General features: G+C 58.6%; 24 protein-coding genes and 1 other RNA gene. 13 read left to right on the forward strand and 12 right to left on the reverse strand.

Annotated elements, in window-relative coordinates:
• Positions 1 to 131: 131 nt before the first annotated feature.
• The 10 genes from purC (at position 132) to AB9K37_RS17300 (ending at position 12,934) form a co-directional block, all read left to right on the forward strand.
• A complete protein-coding gene (purC, locus tag AB9K37_RS17255) occupies positions 132 to 890 on the forward strand; it encodes a phosphoribosylaminoimidazolesuccinocarboxamide synthase (protein WP_293707227.1) in 759 nt (252 codons plus the stop codon).
• A gap of 91 nt (positions 891 to 981) precedes the next feature.
• Positions 982 to 1,212: a phosphoribosylformylglycinamidine synthase subunit PurS gene (purS, locus tag AB9K37_RS17260; RefSeq protein ID WP_072706350.1), complete on the forward strand. Its 231-nt coding sequence runs from the start codon at positions 982 to 984 to the stop codon at positions 1,210 to 1,212.
• Complete coding sequence (gene purQ, locus AB9K37_RS17265; RefSeq protein ID WP_369841030.1) at positions 1,212 to 1,880, forward strand: phosphoribosylformylglycinamidine synthase subunit PurQ; 669 nt, start codon at positions 1,212 to 1,214, stop codon at positions 1,878 to 1,880. The genes purS and purQ overlap by 1 nt, the downstream gene beginning before the upstream one ends.
• A 36-nt stretch (positions 1,881 to 1,916) precedes the next feature.
• Complete coding sequence (locus AB9K37_RS17270; protein WP_369841032.1) at positions 1,917 to 3,680, forward strand: ATP-binding protein; 1,764 nt, start codon at positions 1,917 to 1,919, stop codon at positions 3,678 to 3,680.
• Positions 3,681 to 3,683: 3 nt separating this feature from the next.
• Positions 3,684 to 5,018: a sigma-54-dependent transcriptional regulator gene (locus AB9K37_RS17275; protein ID WP_369841034.1), complete on the forward strand. Its 1,335-nt coding sequence runs from the start codon at positions 3,684 to 3,686 to the stop codon at positions 5,016 to 5,018.
• A 382-nt stretch (positions 5,019 to 5,400) separates the two neighbouring features.
• On the forward strand, positions 5,401 to 8,388 hold the full coding sequence (locus AB9K37_RS17280; protein WP_369841036.1) for an Rne/Rng family ribonuclease: 2,988 nt from the start codon (positions 5,401 to 5,403) through the stop codon (positions 8,386 to 8,388).
• Positions 8,389 to 8,526: 138 nt separating this feature from the next.
• Entirely contained in the window at positions 8,527 to 9,279 is a 753-nt protein-coding gene (locus AB9K37_RS17285; RefSeq protein WP_369841038.1) for a cytochrome c biogenesis CcdA family protein, read from the forward strand.
• A gap of 61 nt (positions 9,280 to 9,340) precedes the next feature.
• Entirely contained in the window at positions 9,341 to 10,561 is a 1,221-nt protein-coding gene (locus AB9K37_RS17290) for a hypothetical protein (RefSeq protein WP_369841040.1), read from the forward strand.
• Entirely contained in the window at positions 10,558 to 11,907 is a 1,350-nt protein-coding gene (locus AB9K37_RS17295) for a cytochrome P450 (RefSeq protein WP_369841042.1), read from the forward strand. The genes AB9K37_RS17290 and AB9K37_RS17295 overlap by 4 nt, the downstream gene beginning before the upstream one ends.
• A gap of 124 nt (positions 11,908 to 12,031) precedes the next feature.
• A complete protein-coding gene (locus AB9K37_RS17300) occupies positions 12,032 to 12,934 on the forward strand; it encodes a fructose bisphosphate aldolase (protein ID WP_369841044.1) in 903 nt (300 codons plus the stop codon).
• A gap of 78 nt (positions 12,935 to 13,012) precedes the next feature.
• Here the strand turns inward: AB9K37_RS17300 and AB9K37_RS17305 are convergent, their stop codons facing one another.
• The 11 genes from AB9K37_RS17305 to AB9K37_RS17355 form a co-directional block, all read right to left on the reverse strand.
• The gene (locus AB9K37_RS17305; RefSeq protein WP_369841046.1) at positions 13,013 to 13,240 is read right to left on the reverse strand and encodes a ribbon-helix-helix domain-containing protein; all 228 of its coding nucleotides are present in this window, start codon (positions 13,238 to 13,240) and stop codon (positions 13,013 to 13,015) included.
• Entirely contained in the window at positions 13,237 to 13,416 is a 180-nt protein-coding gene (locus tag AB9K37_RS17310; RefSeq protein WP_072706360.1) for a DUF4169 family protein, read from the reverse strand. Before AB9K37_RS17310 ends, AB9K37_RS17305 begins: the two co-directional genes overlap by 4 nt.
• On the reverse strand, positions 13,416 to 14,807 hold the full coding sequence (fumC, locus tag AB9K37_RS17315) for a class II fumarate hydratase (protein ID WP_369841048.1): 1,392 nt from the start codon (positions 14,805 to 14,807) through the stop codon (positions 13,416 to 13,418). Before fumC ends, AB9K37_RS17310 begins: the two co-directional genes overlap by 1 nt.
• Positions 14,808 to 14,945: 138 nt before the next feature.
• Complete coding sequence (locus AB9K37_RS17320) at positions 14,946 to 15,401, reverse strand: SspB family protein (protein WP_369841050.1); 456 nt, start codon at positions 15,399 to 15,401, stop codon at positions 14,946 to 14,948.
• Between the two features lie 65 nt (positions 15,402 to 15,466).
• A complete protein-coding gene (gene chrA, locus AB9K37_RS17325; protein WP_369841052.1) occupies positions 15,467 to 16,723 on the reverse strand; it encodes a chromate efflux transporter in 1,257 nt (418 codons plus the stop codon).
• Between the two features lie 86 nt (positions 16,724 to 16,809).
• Positions 16,810 to 17,160, reverse strand: coding sequence for an antibiotic biosynthesis monooxygenase (locus AB9K37_RS17330; protein WP_293707197.1), 351 nt, complete (start codon positions 17,158 to 17,160; stop codon positions 16,810 to 16,812).
• Between the two features lie 91 nt (positions 17,161 to 17,251).
• Positions 17,252 to 17,914 (reverse strand): aspartate/glutamate racemase family protein, encoded by a 663-nt coding sequence (locus AB9K37_RS17335; RefSeq protein WP_369841054.1) that lies wholly within the window; start codon positions 17,912 to 17,914, stop codon positions 17,252 to 17,254.
• On the reverse strand, positions 17,914 to 18,750 hold the full coding sequence (locus AB9K37_RS17340) for an ABC transporter permease (RefSeq protein WP_369841056.1): 837 nt from the start codon (positions 18,748 to 18,750) through the stop codon (positions 17,914 to 17,916). The genes AB9K37_RS17335 and AB9K37_RS17340 overlap by 1 nt, the downstream gene beginning before the upstream one ends.
• A gap of 3 nt (positions 18,751 to 18,753) precedes the next feature.
• Positions 18,754 to 19,602 carry an ABC transporter permease gene (locus AB9K37_RS17345; protein WP_369841467.1) on the reverse strand — a complete coding sequence of 283 codons (849 nt, stop codon included), beginning with the start codon at positions 19,600 to 19,602 and terminating at the stop codon, positions 18,754 to 18,756.
• 120 nt (positions 19,603 to 19,722) lie between these two features.
• Positions 19,723 to 20,988 carry a PotD/PotF family extracellular solute-binding protein gene (locus AB9K37_RS17350; RefSeq protein WP_072706368.1) on the reverse strand — a complete coding sequence of 422 codons (1,266 nt, stop codon included), beginning with the start codon at positions 20,986 to 20,988 and terminating at the stop codon, positions 19,723 to 19,725.
• Between the two features lie 34 nt (positions 20,989 to 21,022).
• The gene (locus AB9K37_RS17355) at positions 21,023 to 21,997 is read right to left on the reverse strand and encodes an ABC transporter ATP-binding protein (protein ID WP_369841059.1); all 975 of its coding nucleotides are present in this window, start codon (positions 21,995 to 21,997) and stop codon (positions 21,023 to 21,025) included.
• Between the two features lie 252 nt (positions 21,998 to 22,249).
• On the opposite strand from AB9K37_RS17355, the gene AB9K37_RS17360 reads away from it, so the two are divergent.
• Positions 22,250 to 22,939 (forward strand): GntR family transcriptional regulator, encoded by a 690-nt coding sequence (locus tag AB9K37_RS17360; RefSeq protein WP_369841061.1) that lies wholly within the window; start codon positions 22,250 to 22,252, stop codon positions 22,937 to 22,939.
• Between the two features lie 11 nt (positions 22,940 to 22,950).
• Here AB9K37_RS17360 and ssrA read toward each other — a convergent pair.
• Positions 22,951 to 23,300: a transfer-messenger RNA gene (ssrA, locus tag AB9K37_RS17365) on the reverse strand.
• Positions 23,301 to 23,405: 105 nt separating this feature from the next.
• On the opposite strand from ssrA, the gene AB9K37_RS17370 reads away from it, so the two are divergent.
• Both AB9K37_RS17370 and AB9K37_RS17375 read left to right on the forward strand, forming a co-directional pair.
• The gene (locus AB9K37_RS17370) at positions 23,406 to 23,921 is read left to right on the forward strand and encodes a DinB family protein (protein WP_369841063.1); all 516 of its coding nucleotides are present in this window, start codon (positions 23,406 to 23,408) and stop codon (positions 23,919 to 23,921) included.
• Between the two features lie 93 nt (positions 23,922 to 24,014).
• A complete protein-coding gene (locus AB9K37_RS17375; protein ID WP_369841065.1) occupies positions 24,015 to 25,433 on the forward strand; it encodes a deoxyribodipyrimidine photo-lyase in 1,419 nt (472 codons plus the stop codon).
• The last annotated feature ends 16 nt before the right edge of the window (positions 25,434 to 25,449 follow it).

Raw genomic sequence — 25,449 nt, forward strand, 5'->3', positions numbered from 1 at the left:
GCATGTTAGCGTAGGTCAGTCGCCTGACTGCAGGGATAGGTTCACCCCCGTCTTGCGACATTCCAAGGCTTGCTCTATGAGGGCGCTTTAGGGCCCTCGTTCGGGCCAAACTCAGGAGACCGACACAGCTCATGGCACGGCGCACGAAAATCTACGAAGGCAAGGCGAAAATTCTGTACGAAGGCCCCGAGCCGGGCACCATCGTTCAGTATTTCAAAGATGACGCCACCGCTTTCAATGCCGAGAAGAAGGACGTGATCGACGGTAAGGGCGTGTTGAACAACCGTCTGTCCGAGTTCTTTATGACCGGCCTGAACAACATCGGTGTCCCGACGCACTTCTTGCGTCGTCTGAACATGCGCGAGCAGCTCTGCCGTTCTTGCGAGATCATTCCTTTGGAAGTGATTGTCCGCAACTACGCGGCTGGTTCGCTGTCCAAGCGTTTGGGGATCGAAGAGGGCACGCCGCTGCCCCGTCCCATCGTGGAATACTGCTACAAAGACGACAAGCTGGGTGATCCGCTGGTCTCCGAAGAGCACATCGCGGCCTTTGGTTGGGCTAGCCAGCAGGACATGGACGACATCGTTAGCCTCGCGCTGCGCGTCAACGACTTCATGTCGGGCGTGATGATGGCCGTCGGCATCCGTCTGGTGGACTTCAAGATCGAGATTGGCCGCGTGTACGAAGGTGACTTCCAGCGTCTGGTCGTGGCGGATGAAATCAGCCCCGATAGCTGCCGCCTGTGGGACCTGAAGACCGGCCAGAAGCTGGACAAAGACGTGTTCCGCCGCGATCTGGGCAGCCTGACTGACGCTTACGCCGAAGTGGCCCGCCGTCTGGGGATCATCCCCGAGGGCAACAACGGCACCGGCCCCGTAGCCGTCAACTAATACTCGTGGCGCTGGGGTCCCCTCAGCGCCATTTGACTTTACCAAAGACTGACGGGGCCATGCCCCCAAGCGACATGCCGAGGAGACTGCCATGAAGGCGCGCGTTCATGTGATGCTGAAAGAAGGGGTTTTGGACCCGCAAGGCGAGGCCGTGCGCCACGCTCTTGGTGCATTGGGCTTTGATGGCGTTGGCGGTGTGCGTCAGGGCAAAGTGATCGAACTGGATCTGCCCGAAGGCACCACCGAAGAGACCGTGACCCAGATGTGCGAACAGCTGCTGGCAAACACCGTGATCGAAAAATACGAGATCGAGCTGGTCTGATGCGCGCAGCAGTCATCACCTTTCCCGGATCGAACTGTGACCGCGATCTTGCGGTCGCGTTCGAGAGCGCTGGCGCGGAGGTTGTTCGCGTTTGGCACAAGGATGCAGAGCTGCCCGCAAATGTCGACGTGATCGGCATTCCTGGTGGTTTCTCGTTCGGTGACTATCTGCGTTGCGGCGCGATTGCGGCGAACTCGCCCATCTGCCGCGCCGTCGTCGATCACGCGAACCGCGGCGGCTATGTGCTTGGGATTTGCAATGGTTTTCAGGTTCTGACCGAAACGCGTCTGGTTCCCGGTGCACTGATCCGCAACACCAACCTCAAGTTCGTGTGCAAGCCCGTTGGCCTGAAGGTCGAGAACGCGGAAACCGATTTCACCAGCGGCTATGCAGCTGGCGCTGAAATCACCATTCCCGTTGCGCACCACGATGGCAACTACCGTGCCGATGACGAGCTGCTTGCCCGTCTGCAGGGCGAAGGTCAGGTGGCATTCACCTACACCGACAACCCCAACGGATCGGCTGGCGACATCGCCGGTGTCTTTTCCGAGAACCGCCGCGTTCTGGGGATGATGCCGCACCCCGAGCGGGCCATTGAGCCTTTGCAAGGAAGTGCCGATGGACAGGCGCTTTTCCGCACACTGATCGACGGCTTTGTCACCGCCTGACTTGAGGCTCACGAGGGCTTGGCCTAATCTCTGGGCATGACACAAGCCGCTCGGACAAAACCACGTTCCTTGCGTCACCGCAAACGGGTCTGGGTGACCCGCTTTGCGGTGGCGCTTTTGCTTTTGGTGGCCGTAGCGATTGTCTGGGGCACCAAGGTTTGGCTGACCTCGCGCTTTATCGAAACCACGCAAAATAGGGCCGAAGTGCGTTTGGCGCTTTACTCTGGCCAATTGCTGAGTGAGCTTCGCCGGAATGCGATTGTCCCGCAGCTTCTGGCGCGCGACCCCTCGCTTATTGGGGCCCTTAATTCTCAGGATTTCTCGCGCAGTTCGCAGCGTCTGATCTCGTTCGTGGACGAGATCGGGGCAGCATCGCTCATGCTTCTGGACCGTGACGGCCGGACGGTGGCGGCAACGGCGCGCGAGCGCCTTGGTAGCACCCACAGAAACGCGAATTACTTTGTCGAGGCGCTGCGCTCGAATGGGACTGTCTTTACCAAAACGATGCGTCCCACCGGCGCGTTTGTCTTTGCCTATTCGCGCCGGCTCGAAGAAGGCGGCGTGCCCATCGGTGTGATTGTGGTCGAGGCGGATCTTGGCAAATTCGAAAGTGCTTGGGCTGGCATCACCGACGCGGTCATTGTCACTGATAGCGAAGGCCAGATCATTCTGGCGACCGAACCCCGATGGCGCGGATTGAGCGAAGATGCCGCACTAGAGCGCCAGCCCGCGACCACCGCGATCGAGCGCGCCCTTCAGGCTACGGCTGAATGGACCGGCGATGTCAACGATGTCTACCTGCGCGGCGAGGCGGTGATGCGTCTTACAGGGCGGATCCCGTTTCGGGGCTGGAACATCGTCACCTACACCAATTATTCGAGCGTTCGCGAGAAAGTGAATGGGGTGTTGGCGCTCGAAATCATGGGGTTCGCGATCATTCTGGCGCTCGCTTTCTATTTCCTGAGCCGCAAAAATGCGACACGGGTCATGTTGATCCAACGCGAAAGCGCTGAGCTTCGGGCGCTGAACCTGCGCTTGCAAAGGGAGATCGCAGAACGCGAACGTGTGCAGGAAACACTGGCAGTGACCGAACAGTCCCTGGCGCAGTCGTCGAAGCTGGCAGCCTTGGGGGAGATGTCCGCGGCCGTCAGCCACGAGCTGAACCAGCCCTTGGCCGCGATGAAAACCTACCTCGCAGGCGCTCGATTGCTCCTCAGCAGGAACCGCGCAGAAGAGGCACTGGCCTCGATCCAGCGGATTGACGACCTGATTGAGCGCATGGGCGCGATCACCAAACAGTTGAAATCCTATGCACGCAAGGGCTCTGACCAGCTACAACCTGTTGATATGAAACAGGCTTTGTCCTCTGCCCTGTCCATGATGGAGCCGCAGCTGCGTCAGGGACGCGTCCGCTTGGAAAAAGCAGTCCCCGAAAACCCCGTGGTCGTTATGGGCGATCGGGTGCGGGTCGAGCAAGTGATGATCAATCTCATCCGAAATGCCCTGGATGCGGTCGGCGGTCAGTCCGACCCCCGGGTCGATGTCCTGCTCAGTGCCGGAGAGACCGCGACCCTGACCGTTCGGGACAACGGTCACGGGATCGAAGACCTCGATGAACTGTTCGAACCTTTTTATACCACCAAACAGCCCGGCGAAGGCGTTGGCCTAGGGCTTGCGATCTCTTCGGGGATTGTCTCTGACCTTGGCGGGCGCCTGACAGCGCGCAATGCCGAAGGCGGGGGGGCTGTATTTGAAATGCAACTACCTATCTACCTCGAAGATATTGAAGCCGCGGAGTAAACCATGTCGCAAGTGATGAAGATTGCCATTGTGGATGATGAGCAGGATATGCGTCAGTCCATCAGTCAGTGGCTTGCTCTGTCTGGCTTCGACACAGAGACGTACCCCTCGGCCGAAGATGCCTTGACAAAAATCAGCTCGGATTATCCGGGCATTGTCATCAGCGATATCAAAATGCCTGGTATGGGCGGCATGGGACTGTTGAAAAAGCTGATGGGCAGCGACAGTAGCCTGCCGGTGGTGATGATCACCGGGCACGGGGATGTTCCGATTGCTGTCGAGGCGATGCGCCTCGGCGCTTTTGACTTCCTAGAGAAGCCTTTCAACCCCGACAAGATGACAGAGATCGCTCGCAAAGCGTTGAACCAGAGGCGGCTCGTGCTGGACAATCGTGCGCTGCGTCGCGAGCTGTCCGATGGGGCAGGGCTGATGAACAAGATCATCGGCACAGGCCCTGACATGACCCGCTTGAAAGAGGACATTCTGGATTTGGGCCAAGCGGACGGGCACGTCATGATCGATGGCGAGACAGGGTCGGGCAAAACCCTGACGGCTCACGCGCTACATGCGGTTGGCAGCCGGGCAGGGCGGAAATTCGTTCTGCTGTCTTGTTCCGCGTTTGACGAAGAGGCGCTGAGCAAACGGCTCTTTGGCCCGATGCAGCCCGAGGACAGCCAATTGCCCGCCGTCGAAGAGGCCCGTGGCGGCACTTTGGTACTCGAAGATATCGAAACCCTAAGCGATGCAGTTCAGGCGCGTTTGTTGTCCTTTATCAACGAACAAGGCACTCCCTCAGAGACGCGCATCATCGGTATTTGCAATATGCAAGAGCAGGGCAAAACCGTCGAGGATGCATTGCGCAATGATCTGTTCTACCGCCTCGCGGCGCTTCGCATCACGCTGCCGCCGCTACGTAATCGGGGCGAGGATATCTTGACGCTCTTTAACCGGCAGGCGGAACAGTTCGCGGACGAGTACGGATGCGATGCCCCTGAACCCAGCGCCCAAGAGGCTGCGCAGCTCTTGCAAGCGCCGTGGCCCGGTAACGTCCGCCAACTTATCAACGTCGCAGAACGGGCTGTGCTTCAGTCCCGTCGCGGCTCTGGCACTATCGCCAGCTTGCTAATGGCGGACGATGATGACTTGCGTCCGGTGGTCACCACCGAGGGCAAACCGCTCAAGGAATATGTGGAAGCATTCGAGCGCATGCTGATCGATAACACCATGCGTCGCCACAAAGGCTCGATCGCCAGCGTGATGGATGAACTCTGCCTTCCGCGTCGGACTCTTAACGAAAAGATGGCCAAATACGGCCTTCAGCGCGCCGATTATCTGTAAGCGGACTGTATAAAGCCATTTTATTCATTGTCTTTTCGGGAATTTCGCCTTTATGGTGGGAGAACAGGCGTTTCAAACGCGTCCTGAACAGATTTCTCGTTATTGAGGCTGCGCGCCAAAAGAGCCGCCCTTTTTAACGGACGAACTTCGGACTTCACCAGTCCAGAGAAATAGCCCGACACGCGACAAGCGGCGGGCCATAAACATGGCGCCAACGGCGTCGGAGAAGAACCGCGATGAAACGCGCAAACGTTAGTTTAGTTAAGTGTAAGGCGCAGATTGCGCCTGCTCTTTGCGCGTCTCCCCTCGCCCTGACAAAACACGTGACCAACGCGCGAGTCCGGCATGTCCCGGACCCCGTTGGGCTGTGCAAAGAGAACCCATGGCAAAGAAAATGCTCATTGATGCCACCCACGCGGAGGAAACCCGCGTCGTGGTGGTCGACGGAAACAAGGTAGAAGAATTCGACTTTGAGTCCGAAAACAAACGTCAGCTTGCTGGCAACATCTATTTGGCCAAAGTCACGCGGGTAGAACCCTCGTTGCAGGCGGCTTTTGTGGACTATGGCGGAAACCGTCACGGTTTCCTCGCGTTTTCGGAAATTCACCCCGATTACTACCAGATCCCCGTCGCGGATCGCGAAGCCCTTTTGGCAGAAGAGCGTGCTTTGGCCGCTGAACAGCAGTCCGACGACGACGAAGAGAACGAGCGCCCCAAGCGTTCGCGGTCTCGTTCGCGTCGCAAGAAAACGTCGGACAAGAGCGACGCTCCCAAAGCCGAGACACCGTCAGAAGAGGTGAATGCCGAAGCAGCGGCGGACACTCCGGTTGCCGAAGGAGCGAATGAAGCGCCCGCGGCCGAGGAACCCGCTGTTGAAGCTGCCCCTGCGGCCGAAGTCGAAGCCCCAGCCTCCGAAGCACCTGCAGAAGAACAGCCCGCCGAAGCGGGCGAGGTATCTTCTGAAGAGACCACAGAGGTCGCTGAAGAGCAGCCCGTCTTCGTTTCTGCAGAAATGCCTGTTCAAGATGAGGCAGCTGTCGAAGAGAGTGCGCCTCAAGCCGAAGATGTCGCCGACGCCCCTATGGCTGAAGAGTCCGTCGAGGAGCCCGAGGACGGCGATGATCGTCCCCGTCCGGCTCAGGCTGCGCGCAACGATGACAGTGATGACGCGGTAGAAACCCGCGAGATCACAGGCATGGAAACCATCGACCTTGATGACGAGGAAGAGGGCGCGTCCGAAGAGACCAGAGCAGACGACGCTCAGACATCTGACGACGCTCCGCAAGCGGAGGAGGCGGCCAAAGACGAAGGCGAAGCCAAGCAGCCGTCGAAGCCTAAGCGTAGCCCGCGCAAATCGACCAAGAAAGCAGCCGTCGAAGAGACCGAAGAGGAGTCCGACGCAGACCCCAAATCGGAGATTGAATCGGTCGCCGAAGAGGACGAGTCCGAGGACATTCGTCCTGCGCGCAAGCCCCGCGCCCGTCGTTACAAGATCCAAGAAGTGATCAAGGTGCGCCAGATCATGCTGGTGCAGGTCGTGAAAGAAGAACGCGGTAACAAAGGCGCGGCTCTGACCACTTACCTCAGCCTTGCTGGTCGGTATTGCGTCTTGATGCCCAACACGGCGCGTGGCGGTGGCATCAGCCGTAAGATCACCAATGCGGCTGACCGCAAGAAGCTGAAAGAGATCGCCGGTGAATTGGCCGTGCCGCTTGGCGCTGGCCTGATCATCCGCACCGCAGGCGCGCAGCGGACCAAATCCGAGATCAAGCGCGACTACGAATACCTGCAGCGCATGTGGGAACAGATCCGCGAGAATACACTGCAATCCGTCGCGCCCTGCAAGATCTACGAAGAAGGCGATCTGATCAAACGCTCGATCCGCGACCTGTACAACCGCGAGATTGACGAAGTGCTGGTCGAAGGCGATCGCGGCTACCGCAACGCCAAGGACTTCATGAAAATGATCATGCCGTCCCACGCCAAGAACGTGAAGCATTACAACGAGCGGATGCCTCTGTTCGCCCGCTATCAGGTGGAAAGCTACCTGAGCAGCATGTTCAACCCGACCGTCCAGCTGAAATCCGGCGGCTACATCGTAATCGGTGTGACCGAGGCGCTGGTGGCGATCGACGTGAACTCGGGCAAGGCGACCAAAGAAGGCTCGATCGAAGAGACCGCGCTGAAGACCAACCTTGAGGCCGCCGAAGAGGTGGCGCGCCAGCTGCGTCTGCGCGACTTGGCCGGTCTGATCGTGATCGACTTCATCGATATGGACGAGCGCAAGAACAACACCGCCGTCGAAAAGCGGATGAAGGACAAGCTCAAGACCGACCGCGCCCGCATTCAGGTTGGCCGCATCTCGGGCTTTGGTCTGATGGAAATGAGCCGTCAGCGCCTGCGTCCGGGGATGATCGAGGCGACCACCCAGCCGTGCCCCCATTGTCACGGCACAGGTCTGCTGCGCTCGGATGACAACGTTGCGCTGGCCATCCTGCGCCAGCTCGAGGAAGAGGGCGTGCGCGGCCGCAGCAAAGAAGCCTTGGTCAAGGTGCCGCTGCAGATCGCGAACTACCTGTTCAATCACAAGCGTGAACACATGGCGATGATCGAGAACCGCTACGGCATGGCCGTCCGGATCGAGGTTGACGGCAACCTGATCAGCCCTGATTTCTCGATCGAGAAGTTCAAGACGGCGGTCCGTGTGATCGGTGGCTTTGTCCCCGAGGCGGAAACGCTGGATACGTCGATCATGGATGCGCTGGATGCGGATAGCGATCAGTCCTCGGATGAGGACGACACCGCAGAAGAAGCCGCCGAAGCGAAAGCGCCCGAGCAGAAGCCCGAAGGGGATGACAACGGCAAGCCCAAGAAGCGCCGTCGCCGTCGTCGCCGTGGTGGCAAGAACAAAGAGGGCGATGAGGCCAAATCGCAAGACGCCGAGGGCAAATCAGAAAATACCTCTGATGATAATGCTCAGGCCGCAGACAAACCCGCAGAAGCGCCCGCCGCAGACAGCACAAGCGAGCCCGCGCCTGCCACCGAAGAGCCGGCCAAGGAAGAGGCGCAACCCGCGAGCGACGCGCCCGCATCCGAAGAGCCTGCGCCTGAAGCCCCTGCGAAACCTGCAGAGCCCGTTGTCGAAGAGCAGCCTGCTGCCCCCGAAGCGCCTGTCGATTCACCCATTGTTGAGACCACAATGCCCGTCGAAGTGCCCGAGCCCGTCAGCGAACAGCCAGCGCCGGTGAGCGAAGTGCCCGCGCCTGTTCAAGAGGATACGGCACCCTCTGCGCCAGAGCCCGAGATTGCGCCTGAAGAGCCGTCGAACGAACCGCCGAAGCCCAAACGCACCGGCTGGTGGAGCGTATAACGATCCCAAGGGCGTCCCAAGCGGGCGCCCTTTTTCAATCGGACGCAGCGTAGATCGTTTGGCTGCATTGACCCGCCCAACAAACTTGTGAGAGGTCGCGACGTGACGCACGCGCGCCACATGCGGTAAGGAGAGATCATGTTCGGAATCGACCTCTTTGATGCAGGGCTCTTGCCCGCCATGATCGTTGCGCTGACCGCCGGGGTGATCAGTTTCCTTAGCCCGTGCGTGTTGCCGATTGTACCGCCGTATCTGGCCTACATGAGTGGCGTCAGCCTGAATGACATGGCCAAGGACGGCAGTGCTCGGGGGCGGACCTTGCTGGCCGCGTTTTTTTTCGTCTTGGGTCTGTCGACGGTCTTTCTGCTGCTCGGCTTTGCTGCCTCGGCGGTGGGGCGGGCGTTTTTGTCGTACCAAGGGTATTTTAACACCGGCGCAGGCATCCTCGTGATGGTGTTCGGCATGCACTTCCTTGGGGTGATCCGAATTGGCTTTCTAAGCCGCGAAGCGCGGATTGATGTCGGCGATCAGGGGGGGTCGGCGTTCGGGGCCTATATCCTTGGCCTCGCGTTTGCCTTCGGTTGGACGCCCTGCATTGGCCCGCAGCTTGGCGCAATCCTGTCGCTGGCCGCGAGCGAGGCGAGCGTTGCGCGGGGCACGACGCTGTTGGCGGTGTATGCTCTGGGTCTTGGCCTGCCGTTCCTGGTTGTGGCGGCGTTCCTGCCGCAAATGGGCGGGATCATGGGTTGGATGAAATGCCATATGGAGCAGATCGAGCGTGTCATGGGCTTGCTGCTGTGGACCATTGGTCTGCTGATGCAGACAGGTGGCTTCTCGCGGTTCTCTTATTGGCTGCTGGAAACTTTTCCGGCTCTTGCGACACTGGGCTGACGTTTAGCCCTATCCCTTGGCCCATCTGCCATGTTTAATGCCCTTATATTAAGGGGTTGGCATGGACGAACGCTTTGACAGACCAGTGCGCCGTCGCCGGGTGTTTTACATTCCGGGGTTCGACCCCTATCCGCCCCGGCGCTACCGCGAATTCTATCGCAAAGAGGGTGCTGACCAAGCGCGCTACTCGGGATATCGCATCGCTCTGCGCGGGGCCGGCCCCGCAGCGTGGGAGGTGGATGCGACAATCGAGGACCAAGATGTGTCGGCCCGCGTCGACGTTTTGGTTTGGTCAGACATCGTAAATGCCTCGATGGATCAGGGGATCTTTGCGACTTACCTGCAGATGGTCCGTACGGCGTGGATTTATATCGGCTCGGGTGCACTGTTTCGTTTAATGCGGTTGCGGCGCGGGCCGGTGATTGCGGCGCTCTATCCGGTTGCGTTTCTGATGCTGCAACTGATCCTTGCGGCGACGGTTGCGGGATTGCTGGGATATATCGGGTACGAGTTGCTCCCTCTTGGCCTCTGCTGGATCGGCTTTGTTGGCGGCTTGGTCGCGGCGGTGATGCTGCTGCGCGCAGGGCGGCGGATGGATAATCGTATTCTCGCCTATTACCTGATGCATGACTACGCGTTTTCTGCAGGCCTGCGCGGGGCCTATCCCCCCGCGCTCGAGTCGCGCTTGAACGCGTTTCAGGATCAGATTGCGGCCGCTATGGCTGACCCAGACACGGACGAAGTGCTGGTGGTTGGTCATTCCTCAGGGGCTTATCTCGGTGTGTCTGTGCTGGCCGATCTCCTCCGCGATGGGAGACTGGGGCAGAGCCATGCGGCCGTTGGATTTCTAAGTCTGGGGCAGGTGGTTCCGATGGTGTCCTTTCTGCCCGATGCCGACAGATTGCGGCGCGACCTCCATGATCTGAGCCAGACAAACGATTTGGCGTGGGTCGATATCACCGCCCTTGGCGATGGCTGTGCCTTTGCGCTGTGTGATCCAGTTGCGGTGAGCGGCGTGGCCCCAGAGGATGGCAAGCGTTGGCCGCTTGTGATTTCTGCTGCCTTCTCTCGTACGCTTGGGGCAGAGCAGTGGAAGCGTTTGCGCCGTGCGTGGTTTCGTCTGCATTTTCAATATCTTTACGCGCTGCCACAGGCCGAGGATTACGACTATTTCCGCGTGACGGCGGGGCCACAGACCTTGGCGGCCCGCTATGCGGAACGCGCTCCATCGCCATCAAAGATCCGCAAACCGATCTCTGGCTACCGGAGTATGTCCTCGTGATCCCGCCAAAGCCTGCAGCCCGACAGGACAAGGTGTCCCTCTGGCGCTACCTCAAACTCTTTCGCCAAGACATCCTGTCCGCGCAGCCCCAACGCCTTTATCGGGCGTGGATGGCCGAATTCAAAACGCCGTTCTTTCGGTCCTATTTGGTGAACCAGCCTGAACTGGTTGATTTGGTGCTCAAGGGGCGGCCGATGGACTTTCCCAAGTCCGACCGCGTGAGCGAAGGGTTGCGGCCGCTTCTGGGGCGGTCCGTGTTTGTGACCAACGGGGCAGAGTGGGAACGGCAGCGCCGGATTATCGATCCTGCCTTCGAAGGCGGGCGTTTGCGCGACACCTATCCGGCCATGTGGGCCGCTGCGCAGGCGGCGGTTCAACGCATGGATGGCCATGTGGGGCAGGTGATTGATATCGAGCCAGAGACAAGCCACGTCGCAGCTGATGTTATATTTCGCACATTGTTCACAATTCCGATCGAACACGAGATCGCCAGTCAGGTGTTTCACGAATTCCGCGCATATCAGCGCAGCCAGCCGATCCTGAATTTGGCGGCCTTTATCCCTCTGCCTAAATGGATGCCGCGCTTTTTCCGAAAGGACACCAAGGACAGCGCGCGCCTGATCCGATCACTGATCACACAACTGACGGCCGAACGTATGGACGCCATTCGCGCGGGGACTGCGCCCGACGATCTCGCGACCAAGATCATGACCACTGCGGACCCCGAAACCGGAGAGACCTTTACCACCGAAGAGATGGTGGATCAGGTGGCGATCTTCTTCTTGGCGGGGCATGAAACCAGCGCGTCGGCGCTCGGGTGGACGCTCTATCTGATGGCGCTCTATCCCGAATGGCAGGACAAAGTCGCCGCGGAGGCCGAGGCATTGAAAACAGGCGATTTTTCCGAGGTTTCTTCGTTGAAGATCAGCCGAGATGTGTTCCGCGAGGCTTTGCGACTTTACCCGCCCGTGCCCATGATGGTCCGCGAAACGACACAGCCCGAGTGCTTTCGCGATCGCAATGTTCCCAAGGGGTCGCAGATCGTCCTCAGCCCATGGCATCAGCAGCGGCACGAGCGGCTGTGGGACAACCCCGACGGCTTTGATCCCGACCGGACCAAGACCGAAGAGGGCCGCGCCGCATCGCGCTGCGCCTACATGCCGTTTTCAGCGGGGCCGCGCGTCTGTACAGGGGCGGGCTTTGCGATGGTCGAGGGGCCGTTGATCCTGTCGATGCTGCTCAAGCATTTCCGATTCACCCTCACCGATTCTGCTCCGCCAATACCGGTCGCACATCTCACTTTGCGGTCTGCAAATGGCATATATCTGGAGATCACACGCCGTTAGCGTTAAATGTTAGCGTTAAACATAACGCTGTTTGCGCTAAATATCACTTAAAACTCTATGCTGATCCCGCGAGGTAGGTTAAAAACCCCACAAGGTTTTAACGCATCGAAGGGATTTTCTGATCATGGCCAAGGACACTGTACTCGAGCAGAGCCAAGCCGATCGCATTGCAGCGGGCGCGGGTTTTATTGCCGCTTTGGACCAGAGCGGTGGCTCGACTCCCAAGGCTCTGAAGCAGTACGGCGTTGAAGAGGACGCATACTCGACCGAAGAAGAGATGTTCGGCCTGATCCATGACATGCGCTGCCGCATCATGACCGCGCCGGAGTTTACCTCGGAAAAGGTTCTGGGTGCGATCCTGTTCGAGCGCACCATGCGCGGTGAAGTCGCTGGCATGCCCGTGCCCACCTACCTGTGGGAAGAGCGCGGAGTTGTTCCCTTCCTGAAGATCGACAAGGGCATGGAAGACGTCAAAGACGGCGCTCAGATCCTGAAGCCGATCCCCGGTCTGGCCGAATTGCTTGCAACTGCGCGCGAATTTGGCATCTTTGGCACCAAAGAGCGCTCGGTGATCCACGAAGCGAACGAAACCGGCATTGCAGCGGTTGTGGCGCAGCAGTTTGAACTGGGCAAAGAGGTCATCGCAGCCGGTCTGGTTCCGATCGTTGAGCCCGAAGTTCTGATCGACAGCCCGACCAAAGCCGAAGCAGAAACCATTCTGAAGGCCGAGATCGAAAAGCAGCTGGACCTGCTGGACGACACCCAGAACGTCGTTCTGAAGCTGACCATTCCCACCGAAGCTGGCCTCTATGACAGCCTCGCAGACCATCCCCGCGTTCTGCGCGTTGTGGCTCTGTCGGGTGGTTACTCGACCGCAGATGCTTGCGAGAAACTGTCCAAGAACGAAAAGATGATCGCGTCGTTCAGCCGTGCACTGGCCGAGGGCCTGAACGCACAGCAGTCGGATGACGAATTCAATGCCGCGCTGGCAGAGAACATCAGCAAGATCTACAACGCCTCGGTCTAATCCGAGCGTTTACAGACAGATAGAGCGGGGTCTTCATCTAGAAGGCCCCCATTTTATTTGTTGGAACGGGTGGAAGATTCAGTCCAGTTTCGCCTGATACCAGTGCAGCACAAAGACCCGAATGGCCGAAGCGAGCCCCTCGGTTTCGGGATCACGGCGCACGTCTATTTCAGCCGCAAGCTGGTTGATCGGTTTTTCCTGAGCCTCGGCAATCGTGCGAAACGCCTGCCAGAAGGGCTCTTCCAAAGACACGGATGTCCGGTGCCCGCGCAGGGTCAGCGACCGTTTGAAGGGGCCGCCGCTCATTCGTCTTCACGCTTGTGCTGGTTCAGGTGACGCTCGGCTTTGTCAGCCTCAATGGCGTCGCGCTGCTTTTCGGCTTTGGTACGTCCGAATTTGGCAGCGTTCTGATCAGCACGGGCCTTTTTCTCGGCCCGTGCTTTGTCTTTGCGAAACCGGTTCAGATTGACCGGCGCGGCCATTACTTGGGGCCGATCATCTGTTCGGGGCGCACAACGCGGTCAAAGGTTTCTTCGTCCACGAAACCAAGAGCGATCGCCTCTTCTTTCAGAGTGGTGCCGTTCTTGTGCGCGGTCTTTGCAACCTTGGTGGCGTTGTCGTAGCCGATGGTCGGGGCCAGCGCGGTGACCAGCATCAGCGACTCTTTCATCAGCTTGTCGATACGCGCGGTGTTTGCCTGCGTGCCAACAACCATGTTGTCGGTGAACGCAGACGCTGCATCACCCAGCAGCTGGATCGACTGCAGAACGTTGTACGACATCATCGGGTTGTACACGTTCAGTTCGAAGTGACCTTGCGAGCCCGCGAAACCAACGGCTGCGTCGTTGCCCATGACGTGGGCGCACACCATGGTCAGCGCTTCGGCCTGAGTGGGGTTCACTTTGCCGGGCATGATCGACGAGCCGGGCTCGTTTTCGGGCAGGATCAATTCGCCAAGACCCGAACGGGGGCCAGAGCCAAGCAGACGCATGTCGTTCGCGATTTTGAACAGGGAACCTGCAACGGTCTTCAGCGCGCCCGAGAACATGACCATTGCGTCATGCGCGGCCAGTGCTTCGAACTTGTTGGGGGCGGTGACGAAGGGCAGGTCGGTGATGCCAGCGATCTCTGCGGCGACCTTCTCGGCAAAGCCTTTGCGGGTGTTCAGACCAGTGCCAACGGCGGTGCCGCCTTGTGCCAATTCATAGATGTCGGGCAGGCAGGCTTCGACGCGTTTGATGCCCTGAGCCACCTGATGGGCGTAGCCACCGAATTCTTGCCCCAGAGTCAGCGGGGTCGCGTCTTGGGTGTGGGTCCGGCCAATCTTGATGATGTCCTTGAACTCTTCGGACTTGGCGACCAGCGCGCCGTGCAGCTTGCGCAGGCCGGGCAGCAGGACGTCGCGGGTGTGCATCCCGATGGCGACGTGCATCGCGGTCGGGAAGGTGTCGTTCGACGACTGACCCATGTTGCAGTGGTCGTTGGGGTGCACAGGCTTTTTGCTGGCCAGCTGACCACCCAGCATTTCAATCGCGCGGTTCGAAATGACCTCGTTCGCGTTCATGTTCGACTGAGTGCCGGAACCGGTCTGCCAAACCACCAGCGGGAAGTTGTCGTCGAACTTGCCTTCGATCACTTCGGTGGCTGCTGCCTGAATGGCTTTGGACAGTTCGGCGTCCAGATCACCGAAAACCTCGTTCACGATGGCGCAGGCTTTTTTGACCACACCCAAGGCGCGGACGACGGGCACGGGCTGCTTTTCCCAACCAATGGGGAAGTTCATGATCGAGCGCTGGGTCTGCGCGCCCCAATACTTGTCTGCGGGAACTTCGAGAGGACCAAAGCTGTCGGTTTCGGTACGGGTATCGGCCATGAGGCAACCTCCTGTATAACGGTTGCCGTGGGTTTACAGGCAGAAAAGCCCTGTCGCAATCGCGTCAGGGCCTTGGATAGCGGTAACGGGGTCGAAAAATCGCCTATGTGATCACAAATTTAAAAGCTGTGATCGCAGTTACTTGCGGAATTTGTCCAAGCTGACGATTTCGGCGTCGGTGGTGGGCTCTTCCTCGACCTCGGCCAGCTCAATGTCGAGCTCATCCTCTTCCTCGTCCTCTTCGCCAACGCTTTCGAAGCGGAGGCCAAATTCGACCGAGGGGTCCACGAATGTGCGGATCGCATCATAGGGGATGTACAGGCGTTCGGGGCTGTCGCCAAAATTCAGTGTGACGCCAAACCCTTCTTCGTCCACGTCAAGCCCATCGAACCAATGCTGGATCACAACGGTCATTTCTGTGGGATAACGCTGCACCAGCCAGTCCGCCAATTGCACATCGTCGGCCTGGGTTGAGAAGGTGATAAAGAAATGGTGCTCACCCGGCAAACCATCCTGTGCCACGCCTTCAAGCACCTGACGGATCAGGCGCCGCATTGCAGCGTGCATTAGGTTGCCGTAGTCGATATCGCCCATTTCAAGTGCCTCCGATTTTCGTTCAGCATAGTACATCGCAAAACAAACTAAAGAGGAGAATGCAATCACATTGCATAGAGCCCTGACGCCAAGCCAAAAATTGCGGTCACGAACAGGGTTTTTTCGATCCCGATCTTCAAGGCAAGCAACATCACCGCTGCCAGTCCTGCAAGTGCAACCGAGACTAGGTCAACCGTGCCCCAATCCGGCGCGATGACCTGCACAGGGCCAAGGGTCGCTTCGCCCACAGAGCCAAAGAAAACATGGGCTGCGAACCAGATCGACAGGTTCAGAATGACCCCGACCACCGCCGCTGTGATGGCGGCCAGCGCCCCTCTGAGGCGGGGCATCGAGGACAGCAAATCGAGGTAGGGCGCGCCGACAGAGATCCACAGAAAGCATGGCACAAAGGTTACCCAGAGCGACAGGGCGCCCGCGGCCAGCGCCACCGTAGGACCGCCCTCGGCAAAGCCGGCGAGCAGCGCGACGAACTCTGTTACCAGAATCAGCGGGCCCGGTGTCGTTTCGGCAAGGCCGAGCGCGTCGATCATTGCTTCGGGGGAAATCCAGCCATAAGCGGACACGACCTCTTGGGCCATATAAGCGAGGACCGCGTAGGCCCCGCCAAAGGTCACAATCGCCAGCTTGCTGAAGAAGAGTGCGATGTCGGTGAAAAATGGTGCCTCCAGTGCAATGCAAAGCGCGATGGGAGCGGCCCACAAGGCAGACCAGAAGATCAGCGTTTGGAGTGTTTTGGGCCTGACGACAGGGTCTGATGGCGTCGCGCTGTCGTTCTGACTGCGGACCGCACCAATGATCCCTGCAACCGCGATAACGATAGGAAATGGGATATGCAGCGCAAAGAGGCTGAGAAAGCCCGCACCTGCGATCATCCAGTCGGTCGCGTGGTGCAGCGCCCGCTTCGCCACCTTGTAGAGCGCCTGAAGGACGATGATCGTCACAGTCGCCTTGATCCCGACGAAGGCGGCTTGGACCCAAGGGATGTTCCCGAAATAGGCGTACCCCAGCGCAAGCGCCGCAACGACCAGCGCGCCAGGGATCACAAACAGCAGGCCCGCAATCAGACCACCCAAGGTGCCGCGCAGCCGCCAGCCGGCATAGGTTGCCAACTGCATCGCCTCTGGCCCTGGCAAGAGCATGCAGAACGAGAGTGCACGCAAAAACTGCTCTTCGTTCAGCCAGTCCCGATCTTCAACCAACTCTTTGTGCATCAACGCAATCTGCGCGGCCGGTCCGCCAAAGGACAGAACGCCGATGCGGCCAAAGACTTGGAAGAGCGTGCGAATGTCAGGAGCCATCAAGAAAGCCCTCGTATGTGTCGTATGCCGGTAGGCCTATGGGCTTGGCAGGGAAACGCAAGCGAAATCAGCGCTCTGTAATGAAACCTTCACATGGCGCCGTGATGCGTGCGGCTGTCCAAAGGCGCTTCGTCGCGCGCCTCCATCCCGTAGTCGCGCATCACATGGGACACGCGCAGTCGGTAATCCTCGAAAAAGCGCTGACGCCCCATCTCTTGGGCGCCGCGATGGGCGGTGAGCTTGCGCCAGCGTTGGACGGCCTCTTCGTCCTCCCAAAATGACAGAGACAAAAGCTTGCCCGGTGTGGTCAGGCTTTCAAATCGCTCGACGCTGATGAATCCGTCGAACCCCTCAAGGTGCTCTTTCATGCGGGCGGCCATATCTAGATAGGGGCCCATCATGCCCTCTTTGGGGGTCACTTCGAAAATCACTGCAATCATATCTCTCCTCCCGCGATGCCGAGGTAGAGTGTCCGAGCCGTGCTGATTGTCAAAGGATTTTGTTGCGGGCGCCGTTCGGCAGCCCGCGGGGTTAGCGCGCGGAGCTTAGGTAAGAAACGGCAGCCTGCGCGAGTGTGGCCGAAGCAGCGACACCGTCGATCAAGACGACGCCTGTGCGCGTGGTCAGATCCTGTCGCAACGGGGCCATTCCCGCGCAGCCCAAGATAACCGCGCCAGCCTTGATGTCTCGTGCCGCCTGATTGATGCAGGCCGCAAGATGAGCGCGGGTTTCTTCGGACCCCTCGTCGATGGTCAGGACGGGCAGGTCGCTGGCCAGAACGCCCGCACAGTTGGGGGCGTAGCCGCCGCTATTGATATTGCCCTCGATCACAGGAATCGAAATCGGCAAAGAGGTCATGACTGCGAACCTTCGCCCCAGAACCGCGGCCATCACATAAGAGGACTGACCGATCCCAAGGACGGGCAGGGATGTCATGCCCTGCGCCTCGGCCAAGCCTGTGTCGTCAAAGCAGCCGATCACGACAGCATCCGCCCCGTCTGCCTCGGCCTGCGCAATCCGCGCCAGCACGCCTGGCAAGGCCGCTTCGCCATCCGCCGCCCCTTGGATCGCAGGCGGCCCGTCGTGGTTGGTCAATCCGATGATCTGAGCGCTCGGTAGAACCTGCGCTGCGACCGCAACCATGGCGTCTGTCATCGCCACAGTCGCGTTGGGGTTCACGTAAGCGATTTTCATCAGACCGCTTTCCCAGCGTCATTGCCCATCTTGGCGCGGCGTTTCGCCATGATCCGGACCGAAATTAGGAAGACCCCGATAATGCCAAAAGAGAAGAGCGTAGTCAGCGTGCCGAGCGCATAGATCACCGGTGTGGTCACGTTGGTGGTCATGCCAAACACCTCAAGCGGTAGGGTGTTGTAGCTCCCCGATGTCAGCAGGGTCCGCGCAAATTCGTCGTAGGACAAGGTGAACCCGAACAACGCCACACCAATCAGAGAGGGTGCAATGATGGGCAGAACCACGTGGCGGATGGTTTGCCACTGGGTTGCGCCTTGGTCCCGCGCGGCTTCCTCGTAGGATTTGTCAAAGCGGTTGAAGACGGCAAACATGATCAGCAGACCAAAAGGCAGGGTCCATGTCAGCTGGGAGCCAAACCCAGAGGTCGCCCAATGGATCTTCAGCCCCAGCTGGTTGAAGATCAGGCCGACGCCCAAGGAAATCAGGATCGACGGGATCACCAAAGAGGTGATCGCCATGTAGAACAGAACGCCAGAGCCCTTGAACCGTTTGCGGAAGGCCAGACCGGACATCACCGACACGACAACAGTTGTGACCATGACCATCAGCCCCAAGGCAAAGGACCGGCGGAACGCGCCCCAGATATCCCCGACGGCCTGCTGTTCAAAGAGTTCGCGGAACCAGTGCAAGGACACGCCGCGCATCGGAAAGGTCAGGCCGCCTGTGGGCCCTTGGAACGACAGGATGCCAATGGTCATCGTGGGACCATACAGAAACAGAACAAACAGGCCAAAGAACGCTGCCAGTACGTAGAAGGAAAGAGACCGCTTTTCCATGACTTACAGCTCCTTGCGGATGTTGACAAAGCGCAGCAGGATCCCGATCACAATTAGAACGGTGATCAGTAGCACCACAGAGGTCGCCGCCGCCGATGGATACTGAAGCAACGAAATGTCGTTCGAGATCAGGCGGCCCACATTGGCCTTTTGTGAGCCGGACATGAAGCGTACGGTGATAAAGTCGCCCATCACCAGCGTCACCACAAAGATCGTGCCGATCATGATGCCAGGCTTGGTGAGCGGCAGGATCACGTGACGCAGGGTTTGCATCGCGGTGGCGCCGTTATCGACCGCCGCTTCGATCAGGGACCGGTCGATCCGCATCATGGTGTTAAAGATCGGGACCACCATAAACAGCGTATAGAGGTGAACAAACGCCAGAATGACCGAGAAATCCGAATAAAGCAGCCATTCCAGCGGCTCATCAATCACGCCCCACGAAATCAGCGTCGAATTTGCAATCCCGTTGCGCCCCAGAAACGGAATCCAAGAGATCATCCGGATGATGTTCGAGGTCCAGAACGGAATGGTGCACAGCAAAAACAGTGCGATTTGCATTGACTGCGTGCGCACATGAAAGGCCAGAAAATACGCCACCGTAAACCCGATGGCCAAGGTAAACGCCCACGTAATGAAGGCGTATTTGAACGTCGCAAAGAACACCTTCCACACGACAGCCGATCCGAACAAATAACTGTAGTTGTCAAACTGGAAGGCGGGATAGATCGAAAACTCGGTCGCGCCCCAAAAGCTTACCACGACGATCATGATAATAGGTGCAATCAGGAAACACCCTAGAACCACGGTCAGAGGCACAGCCTGGAGCCACCCTGTGACATGCCGGCTCATCGCCATAAATCCATCCCCGGGGCGACTGCCCCTTTCATCTTTGCGCTAAATACTCTGGGGTGAATGGGCGGGCCCGAAGGCCCGTCCAGAGGGGCAGCGCCCCTGCAAATCATCCGCCGCTTATGCCGCGATGAATTCGTTCCACTTGCGAACCATGTACTGGTTCTCGTCCATGACGGCGTTCCAGCACGCCACAGACCCCATGCGCTCTTCGAACGAACCACCGTCGCGGGTTTCGCCCGCTTGGGCCAGCACGTCGCCGAAGGGCGAGGTGATTTCGCCGGTCGCTTCTTTGCCCTCGAACCAGTAGCCCCACTCGTTTTCGGACATGTAGTTCTTGGAGGTTTCGGGAACCGCCGAGTAGTAGCCCTGACGCATCAGGAAGCCGCCGACCCAGCCGTCGAGGTACCAGTTGATGTATTCGTAGGCTGCATCCAGCTCCATGCCGCTCAGCGACTTGGACAGGCCCAGACCGCCGCCCCACGAACGGTAGCCTTCCTTCAGAGGCTGGTAGACGCAGGGGATGCCGCGCGATTTCACAGCAGTGATCGCAGGCGACCACATGGACTGGATCACAACCTCGCCCGACGCCATCAGGTTGACCGACTCGTCAAAGGTTTTCCAGAACGCGCGGAACTGGCCAGCACGCTTGGCTTCGGTAAAGATCGCAAAGGTCGCGTCGATCTCTTCCTTGGTCATGTTGCCTTTGTCGCCGTACTGGATTTCGCCCATGGCTTCGCAGACCATTGCCATGTCCATGATACCGATCGACGAAATGTCGAGGATAGACGCTTTGCCTTTGAACTCGGGGTTCAGCAGCTCGGCCCAAGTGTTGATGGGGCGGTTGATCAGGTCAGGGCGGATGCCCAGAGTGTCCGCATTGTAGATGGTGGGGATCAAGGTCATCCAGTTGGTTTCCTGATCCGCAAAGGTGGTCGCGCCGGGCTCTTCGACAAAGCCAACGGTGTGGGGTGCAGTGCCCTGCGCGATGGTGCTCTCGGGTGTCAGTTTACCCGAACGGAAGATGCCAACGATCTTGTCGTAGTTCTTGATCTTGCTGGTGTCCATCGCCTGCAGGTTGCCGGTCGGCCAAACCTTTTTACAGATCCAGTATTCGATGTCCGCAATATCAAAGCTGTCGGGCTGAGTCGCCGCGCGCTGGGTCACGCTGTCGGAATCCAGAGCGGTCATTTCCAGAGTGAAGCCAAGGTCTTCTTTCACCTTCTGGCCAACTTCGTTTAGGTTCGACACGCCGGTCCCGAACTGGCGCAGAGTGATGTCTTTGATCTCCTGAGCCCAGACCATGGGCGCGGGCAGGGTCGATGCCGCAACGGCTGCTGCGCCGCTTTTCAGGATGGATCGACGGGAATAACGCATTTTCGACATAGTACTAAATCCCTGTTGTGGATTGAGGAGTTGCTTATGCTTGGAGGCGGCGAACCCGCCCTTCGTCCCAGACGAAGCTGACCGCTTCGCCGGTTTCTTTTGGTGCAGCAAAGAAGGCTGCTTCGGGCACAAGAGCCACGATCTCTTCTCCGGCGGGGGTGATTGCTGTCAGCGACACGTGGGCACCTTGGTATTCCACGGCGGTCACGGTGGCGGGCAGGCCGGTGTCGGCCATGCGGACTTCATCGGCGCGCAATGCAATCTTGTGCCCTTCGAAGGAGATGACGTTATGGCCGCCCATAAAGCGGGCCACGAATTCGGTGCGGGGGGCCATCCAGACGTCGCGCGCCGGGCCCGCCTGTTCGATGACGGCGTTGTTCATCACTACGATTTCGTCCGCCAGCGCCAGCGCTTCGTCCTGACCGTGGGTCACGTGAATAAAGGTGATGCCAAGTTCGCGCTGCAGCCGTTTCAGTTCAGCCCGCATGCGAATGCGCAGAAAGGGGTCGAGCGCGGACAGCGGTTCATCCAGCAACAGGACGCGCGGTTTGGTGACCAGAGCCCGGGCCAGCGCCACACGTTGCTGCTGGCCGCCGGACAGCTGGTCGGGCAAGCGGTCGGCAAGGTGGGTCATGTCCACCAGTTCCAGCATCTCGTCAGCCGCCTTGTGTCGGGTCGGCTTGTCCACGCCCTTCATGTGCAAGGAAAAAGCGACGTTGTCGCGCACGCTCAGGTGCGGAAACAGGGCGTAGTTCTGGAACATCATCGCCGTGCCGCGCTGCGCTGGCGACAAATTCGAAATATCCTGACCATCCAATACGATCGAGCCGTCCGACACGCTCTCGTGACCCGCAATCATGCGCAGAGTCGAGGATTTGCCGCATCCCGAGGGCCCCAGAAGGCACACATAAGAGCCGTTCAGAAACACATGATTGATGTTGTCCACCGCAGTGGTGTCCCCGTAGCGTTTGCTCAGGTGTACCAGTTCCAGATCCCGACCCGATCGCATATGCTATGCCCCTATGAGTTGTGTCTTGGGTTCACGTTGGTCGGTAAAATTCCTGACCGTGAAGACAAAAACCTCGTCTCTCGGCGCAGAAACCTGCACTGGTGCAAAATTAGGCAGCTCGCGCAAAGCTGTGCACAAACAGTAATCCAATGTTGTATACAATTTAGTGCGCGAACATTTGCAGCCCCTGATCCCTTGCGATTCTTTGGCAAAGTGGTGATCAGTGGACTCAGGAAATAAGGGGTCGGGCGTATGGCACCCAAAGAAAATGCTAGGGACACAGCAAGCACCAAGGTCGCAGAGGCCCTCGCTGAAGCGATCCACGAACATCGTATCGCACCTGGAACAAAGCTGAATGAAGACGAGGTTGGCGAAATCTATGGCGTCAGCCGGACGGTGATCCGTGCAGCTCTGCAACAATTGGCGCATCAGCGATTGGTTGAACTGAAGCGGAATCGAGGTGCGTTCGTTGCACGGCCTACTGTAAAAGAGGCGCGAGAAGTCTTTGAGGCCCGCGCATTGCTAGAGCCGACAATGACGCGCCATGCCGCGGCTCGGATGACCGACGCGGATGTGGCGGTTCTGCAATCCCATATCGATGCTGAACATGCCGCTCTGGCTGCGGGGCAAACGGGCAAAGCGCTGCAACTCTCTGGGCAGTTCCATATCGAAGTGGCGCGGATTGCAGATCAAAGCACCATTGAAGAAATCATCGCGCAGCTTGTGGCGCGCTCGTCTCTGATCATCGCGCTGTACTGGCAGCGGCGGGCGGCCCTGTGCGAAAGCAACGCGCACCATGCGTTGATCAAAGCGCTGGCCAACAAGGACGGCGCTCTGGCTGAAGAGTTGATGAAAAATCACCTGCTCGACCTGCTGACTTCGCTGGACTTGCGCGAACAGACGTCGGCACCGCAATCGCTGTCCGAAGCGTTAAAGGTCTGATGATGGTTGAAGGTGGAGGTTTCTGTTGCCAGGTACCTCCGAACCCCGCCTTACGCTGCTAGGCACAAGGACTTAGATTTCGGAAACTCCGACTGCTTACGCAGCCATTGCTACCGGAGCACGATTGTCGTTTGCAATTGTACTTGTTGAACCGATAACGGCGGTATCACACCGGGACAAAGCTAACCCCTTTAGACGTTCGTCGATCCTGTTTCGGCCCCATGATCCCAAACGATAGGATTTTTGGTGGAGCCGCCGGGTACCGCCCCCGGGTCCGATCCGCTTATTACGAGCGCGTTTATGTCCATAGTCGGTTGCCCGACACGCCCAATCTACGAACTTATTTCCGGAATTCAAGGGGCTGCCACATGTATCGCGCTAGGAATTCTTGTCTGCAGGAACAAGCCTTGCTTTGATGGCCAAGGACACTTCTTGCAAACAGCATCTATAAAGACGGACGATTTCTATGCTGACCCGAGAATATTGCATCACCATGGCACGGTATAACGCGTGGCAGAATAGGGGCCTTCGCAAGCTGCTACAGGACATGTCGCCCGCCGATTTGCACAAAGACAGGGGCGCGTTCTTTGGATCGATCCTCGGGACGGTCAATCACCTCCTGTGGGCTGATACAGTTTGGATGGCCCGTTTCGAAGGGAAAGCTGCGCCGAAAGCGGCCATGGAAGACAGCACCACGTTCCAGCCAACGGCCGCCGCATGGAGCGGGGAGCGGTTTCGAATGGACGGTCATATTTTGCTTTGGGCCGAGAAAGCGAGTTCCTTGGATCTGATGTCGACCCTGACATGGCATTCCGGCGTCTTGGATGCGGAGGTCTCGAAAAACAAGGGCGCCTGCGTGATGCACTTCTTCAATCATCAGACCCATCATCGCGGTCAGGTCCATGGGATGCTCACTCAAATGGGCCTGACACCCGAGGCAACGGACCTGTTTCTTATGCCCGATCAGGGGCCTTGGCTCTGAGATTTATGAATTTTTCCGACGATTGTGAACCAAAAGGTGATCTGACACGTTTTGCCCTTCGTATAACTCGGTAAAAGACGAAAGAGGCATCTTGTGGCAGAAAGCACCCCGATCATTGTTTGGCTCCGCCGCGACTTGCGCCTGTCGGATCATCCTGCGCTTTGGGCCGCAATGTCATCTGGGCGGCCGGTGGTGCCCGTTTTCATCTGCGACTCCCTTGTCCAAGACCTTGGAGCCGCGCCGAAGTGGCGCTTGGGATTGGGTGTGGAGCATCTGCAAAACGCGCTTGCAGAGATCGGGAGCCGACTCATCTTGCGCTCGGGCGACGCTCTCGAAGTCCTGCAAACGCTCATATCTGAGACCGGTGCTGACACGGTCTATTGGTCACGCGCGTATGATCCAGATAGCGTGGCCCGCGACAAAAGTATCAAATCGAAATTAAAAGACTTAGGGGTTGATGCGCAGAGCCATCTGGGGCACCTGATGTTCGAGCCTTGGACCGTCGAGACCGGTGCAGGCAGTTTCTACAAAGTCTTTACGCCCTTCTGGAAATCGGTGCGCGGCCGCGACGTACCATCGCCTTTGGGGCGCGTCTCCAAACTGATCGCTCCGAGTTCTTGGCCCGAGAGTGAGGACATCGAGTCATGGGGGCTAGGCGACGACATGCGGCGTGGCGCCGACGTTGTGCGTCCCTTTGTGCGTCTTGGCGAAGATGCTGCGCAAGAACGTTTGGCACATTTCATCGACGAGATTGTCGATGACTACGACGCGCTGCGCGACCTGCCATCCGAGGATGGCACGAGCTGCTTGTCTGAAAACCTAGCGGTCGGTGAAATCAGCCCAAGACAGTGCTGGCATGCTGCCATGCGAAAACAGCAGGATGGCAGCAAAGGGGCCGAGACCTTTATGAAGGAATTGGCTTGGCGCGAATTCGCCTATCACTTGCTCTGGCATACCCCGCACATCGCAACCGACAACTGGCGCGAAGAGTGGGGCGCATTTCCTTGGAATGAAAAAGACAACGCCGAGGTTGTTGCGTGGAAAATAGGGCGCACCGGAATTCAATTTGTCGACGCTGCCATGCGCGAGCTTTACGTGACCGGGCGAATGCACAACCGCGCGCGGATGATCGTCGCAAGTTACCTGACCAAGCACCTTCTGACCCATTGGAAAATCGGTCTGGACTGGTTCGAGGACTGTTTGATTGATTGGGACCCCGCATCGAACGCAATGGGGTGGCAGTGGTCTGCGGGCTCCGGCCCAGATGCGACCCCCTATTTCCGCGTTTTTAACCCGGTCACCCAACTCGATAAGTTCGACAAGCAAAGAAACTATGTCAGCCGTTGGATCGCCGAAGGGCGCGCAAACCCGCATGACGACGCGCTAAAGTATTTTGAAGCGATCCCGCGCAGCTGGGATCTTTCGCCGGATGCAGACTATCCGGATGCGATTGTCAGCGCCGATGCGGGGCGGAAACGCGCACTCGACGCCTATGAAAACCGCGACTTCTGAACAGACCCCAAGAAAA

This window comes from Donghicola sp. XS_ASV15, assembly GCF_041224595.1.
In the GTDB taxonomy this organism is placed as follows: Bacteria; Pseudomonadota; Alphaproteobacteria; order Rhodobacterales; family Rhodobacteraceae; genus Donghicola.

What these genes read in the sequence shown, in the direction of transcription:
- AB9K37_RS17355 (WP_369841059.1), bottom strand. Translation starts at nt 21,997, where the DNA reads ATGCGATCGGGTCGGGATCTGGAACTGGTACACCTGAGCAAACGCTAC.
- AB9K37_RS17345 (WP_369841467.1), bottom strand. Translation starts at nt 19,602, where the DNA reads ATGAGCCGGCATGTCACAGGGTGGCTCCAGGCTGTGCCTCTGACCGTG.
- AB9K37_RS17360 (WP_369841061.1), top strand. Translation starts at nt 22,250, where the DNA reads ATGGCACCCAAAGAAAATGCTAGGGACACAGCAAGCACCAAGGTCGCA.
- AB9K37_RS17275 (WP_369841034.1), top strand. Translation starts at nt 3,684, where the DNA reads ATGTCGCAAGTGATGAAGATTGCCATTGTGGATGATGAGCAGGATATG.
- AB9K37_RS17330 (WP_293707197.1), bottom strand. Translation starts at nt 17,160, where the DNA reads ATGATTGCAGTGATTTTCGAAGTGACCCCCAAAGAGGGCATGATGGGC.
- AB9K37_RS17320 (WP_369841050.1), bottom strand. Translation starts at nt 15,401, where the DNA reads ATGGGCGATATCGACTACGGCAACCTAATGCACGCTGCAATGCGGCGC.
- AB9K37_RS17335 (WP_369841054.1), bottom strand. Translation starts at nt 17,914, where the DNA reads ATGAAAATCGCTTACGTGAACCCCAACGCGACTGTGGCGATGACAGAC.
- AB9K37_RS17350 (WP_072706368.1), bottom strand. Translation starts at nt 20,988, where the DNA reads ATGTCGAAAATGCGTTATTCCCGTCGATCCATCCTGAAAAGCGGCGCA.
- AB9K37_RS17285 (WP_369841038.1), top strand. Translation starts at nt 8,527, where the DNA reads ATGTTCGGAATCGACCTCTTTGATGCAGGGCTCTTGCCCGCCATGATC.
- AB9K37_RS17310 (WP_072706360.1), bottom strand. Translation starts at nt 13,416, where the DNA reads ATGGCCGCGCCGGTCAATCTGAACCGGTTTCGCAAAGACAAAGCACGG.
- fumC (WP_369841048.1), bottom strand. Translation starts at nt 14,807, where the DNA reads ATGGCCGATACCCGTACCGAAACCGACAGCTTTGGTCCTCTCGAAGTT.
- purQ (WP_369841030.1), top strand. Translation starts at nt 1,212, where the DNA reads ATGCGCGCAGCAGTCATCACCTTTCCCGGATCGAACTGTGACCGCGAT.
- purS (WP_072706350.1), top strand. Translation starts at nt 982, where the DNA reads ATGAAGGCGCGCGTTCATGTGATGCTGAAAGAAGGGGTTTTGGACCCG.
- AB9K37_RS17280 (WP_369841036.1), top strand. Translation starts at nt 5,401, where the DNA reads ATGGCAAAGAAAATGCTCATTGATGCCACCCACGCGGAGGAAACCCGC.
- AB9K37_RS17305 (WP_369841046.1), bottom strand. Translation starts at nt 13,240, where the DNA reads ATGAGCGGCGGCCCCTTCAAACGGTCGCTGACCCTGCGCGGGCACCGG.
- AB9K37_RS17270 (WP_369841032.1), top strand. Translation starts at nt 1,917, where the DNA reads ATGACACAAGCCGCTCGGACAAAACCACGTTCCTTGCGTCACCGCAAA.
- purC (WP_293707227.1), top strand. Translation starts at nt 132, where the DNA reads ATGGCACGGCGCACGAAAATCTACGAAGGCAAGGCGAAAATTCTGTAC.
- AB9K37_RS17300 (WP_369841044.1), top strand. Translation starts at nt 12,032, where the DNA reads ATGGCCAAGGACACTGTACTCGAGCAGAGCCAAGCCGATCGCATTGCA.
- AB9K37_RS17370 (WP_369841063.1), top strand. Translation starts at nt 23,406, where the DNA reads ATGCTGACCCGAGAATATTGCATCACCATGGCACGGTATAACGCGTGG.
- AB9K37_RS17340 (WP_369841056.1), bottom strand. Translation starts at nt 18,750, where the DNA reads ATGGAAAAGCGGTCTCTTTCCTTCTACGTACTGGCAGCGTTCTTTGGC.
- AB9K37_RS17290 (WP_369841040.1), top strand. Translation starts at nt 9,341, where the DNA reads ATGGACGAACGCTTTGACAGACCAGTGCGCCGTCGCCGGGTGTTTTAC.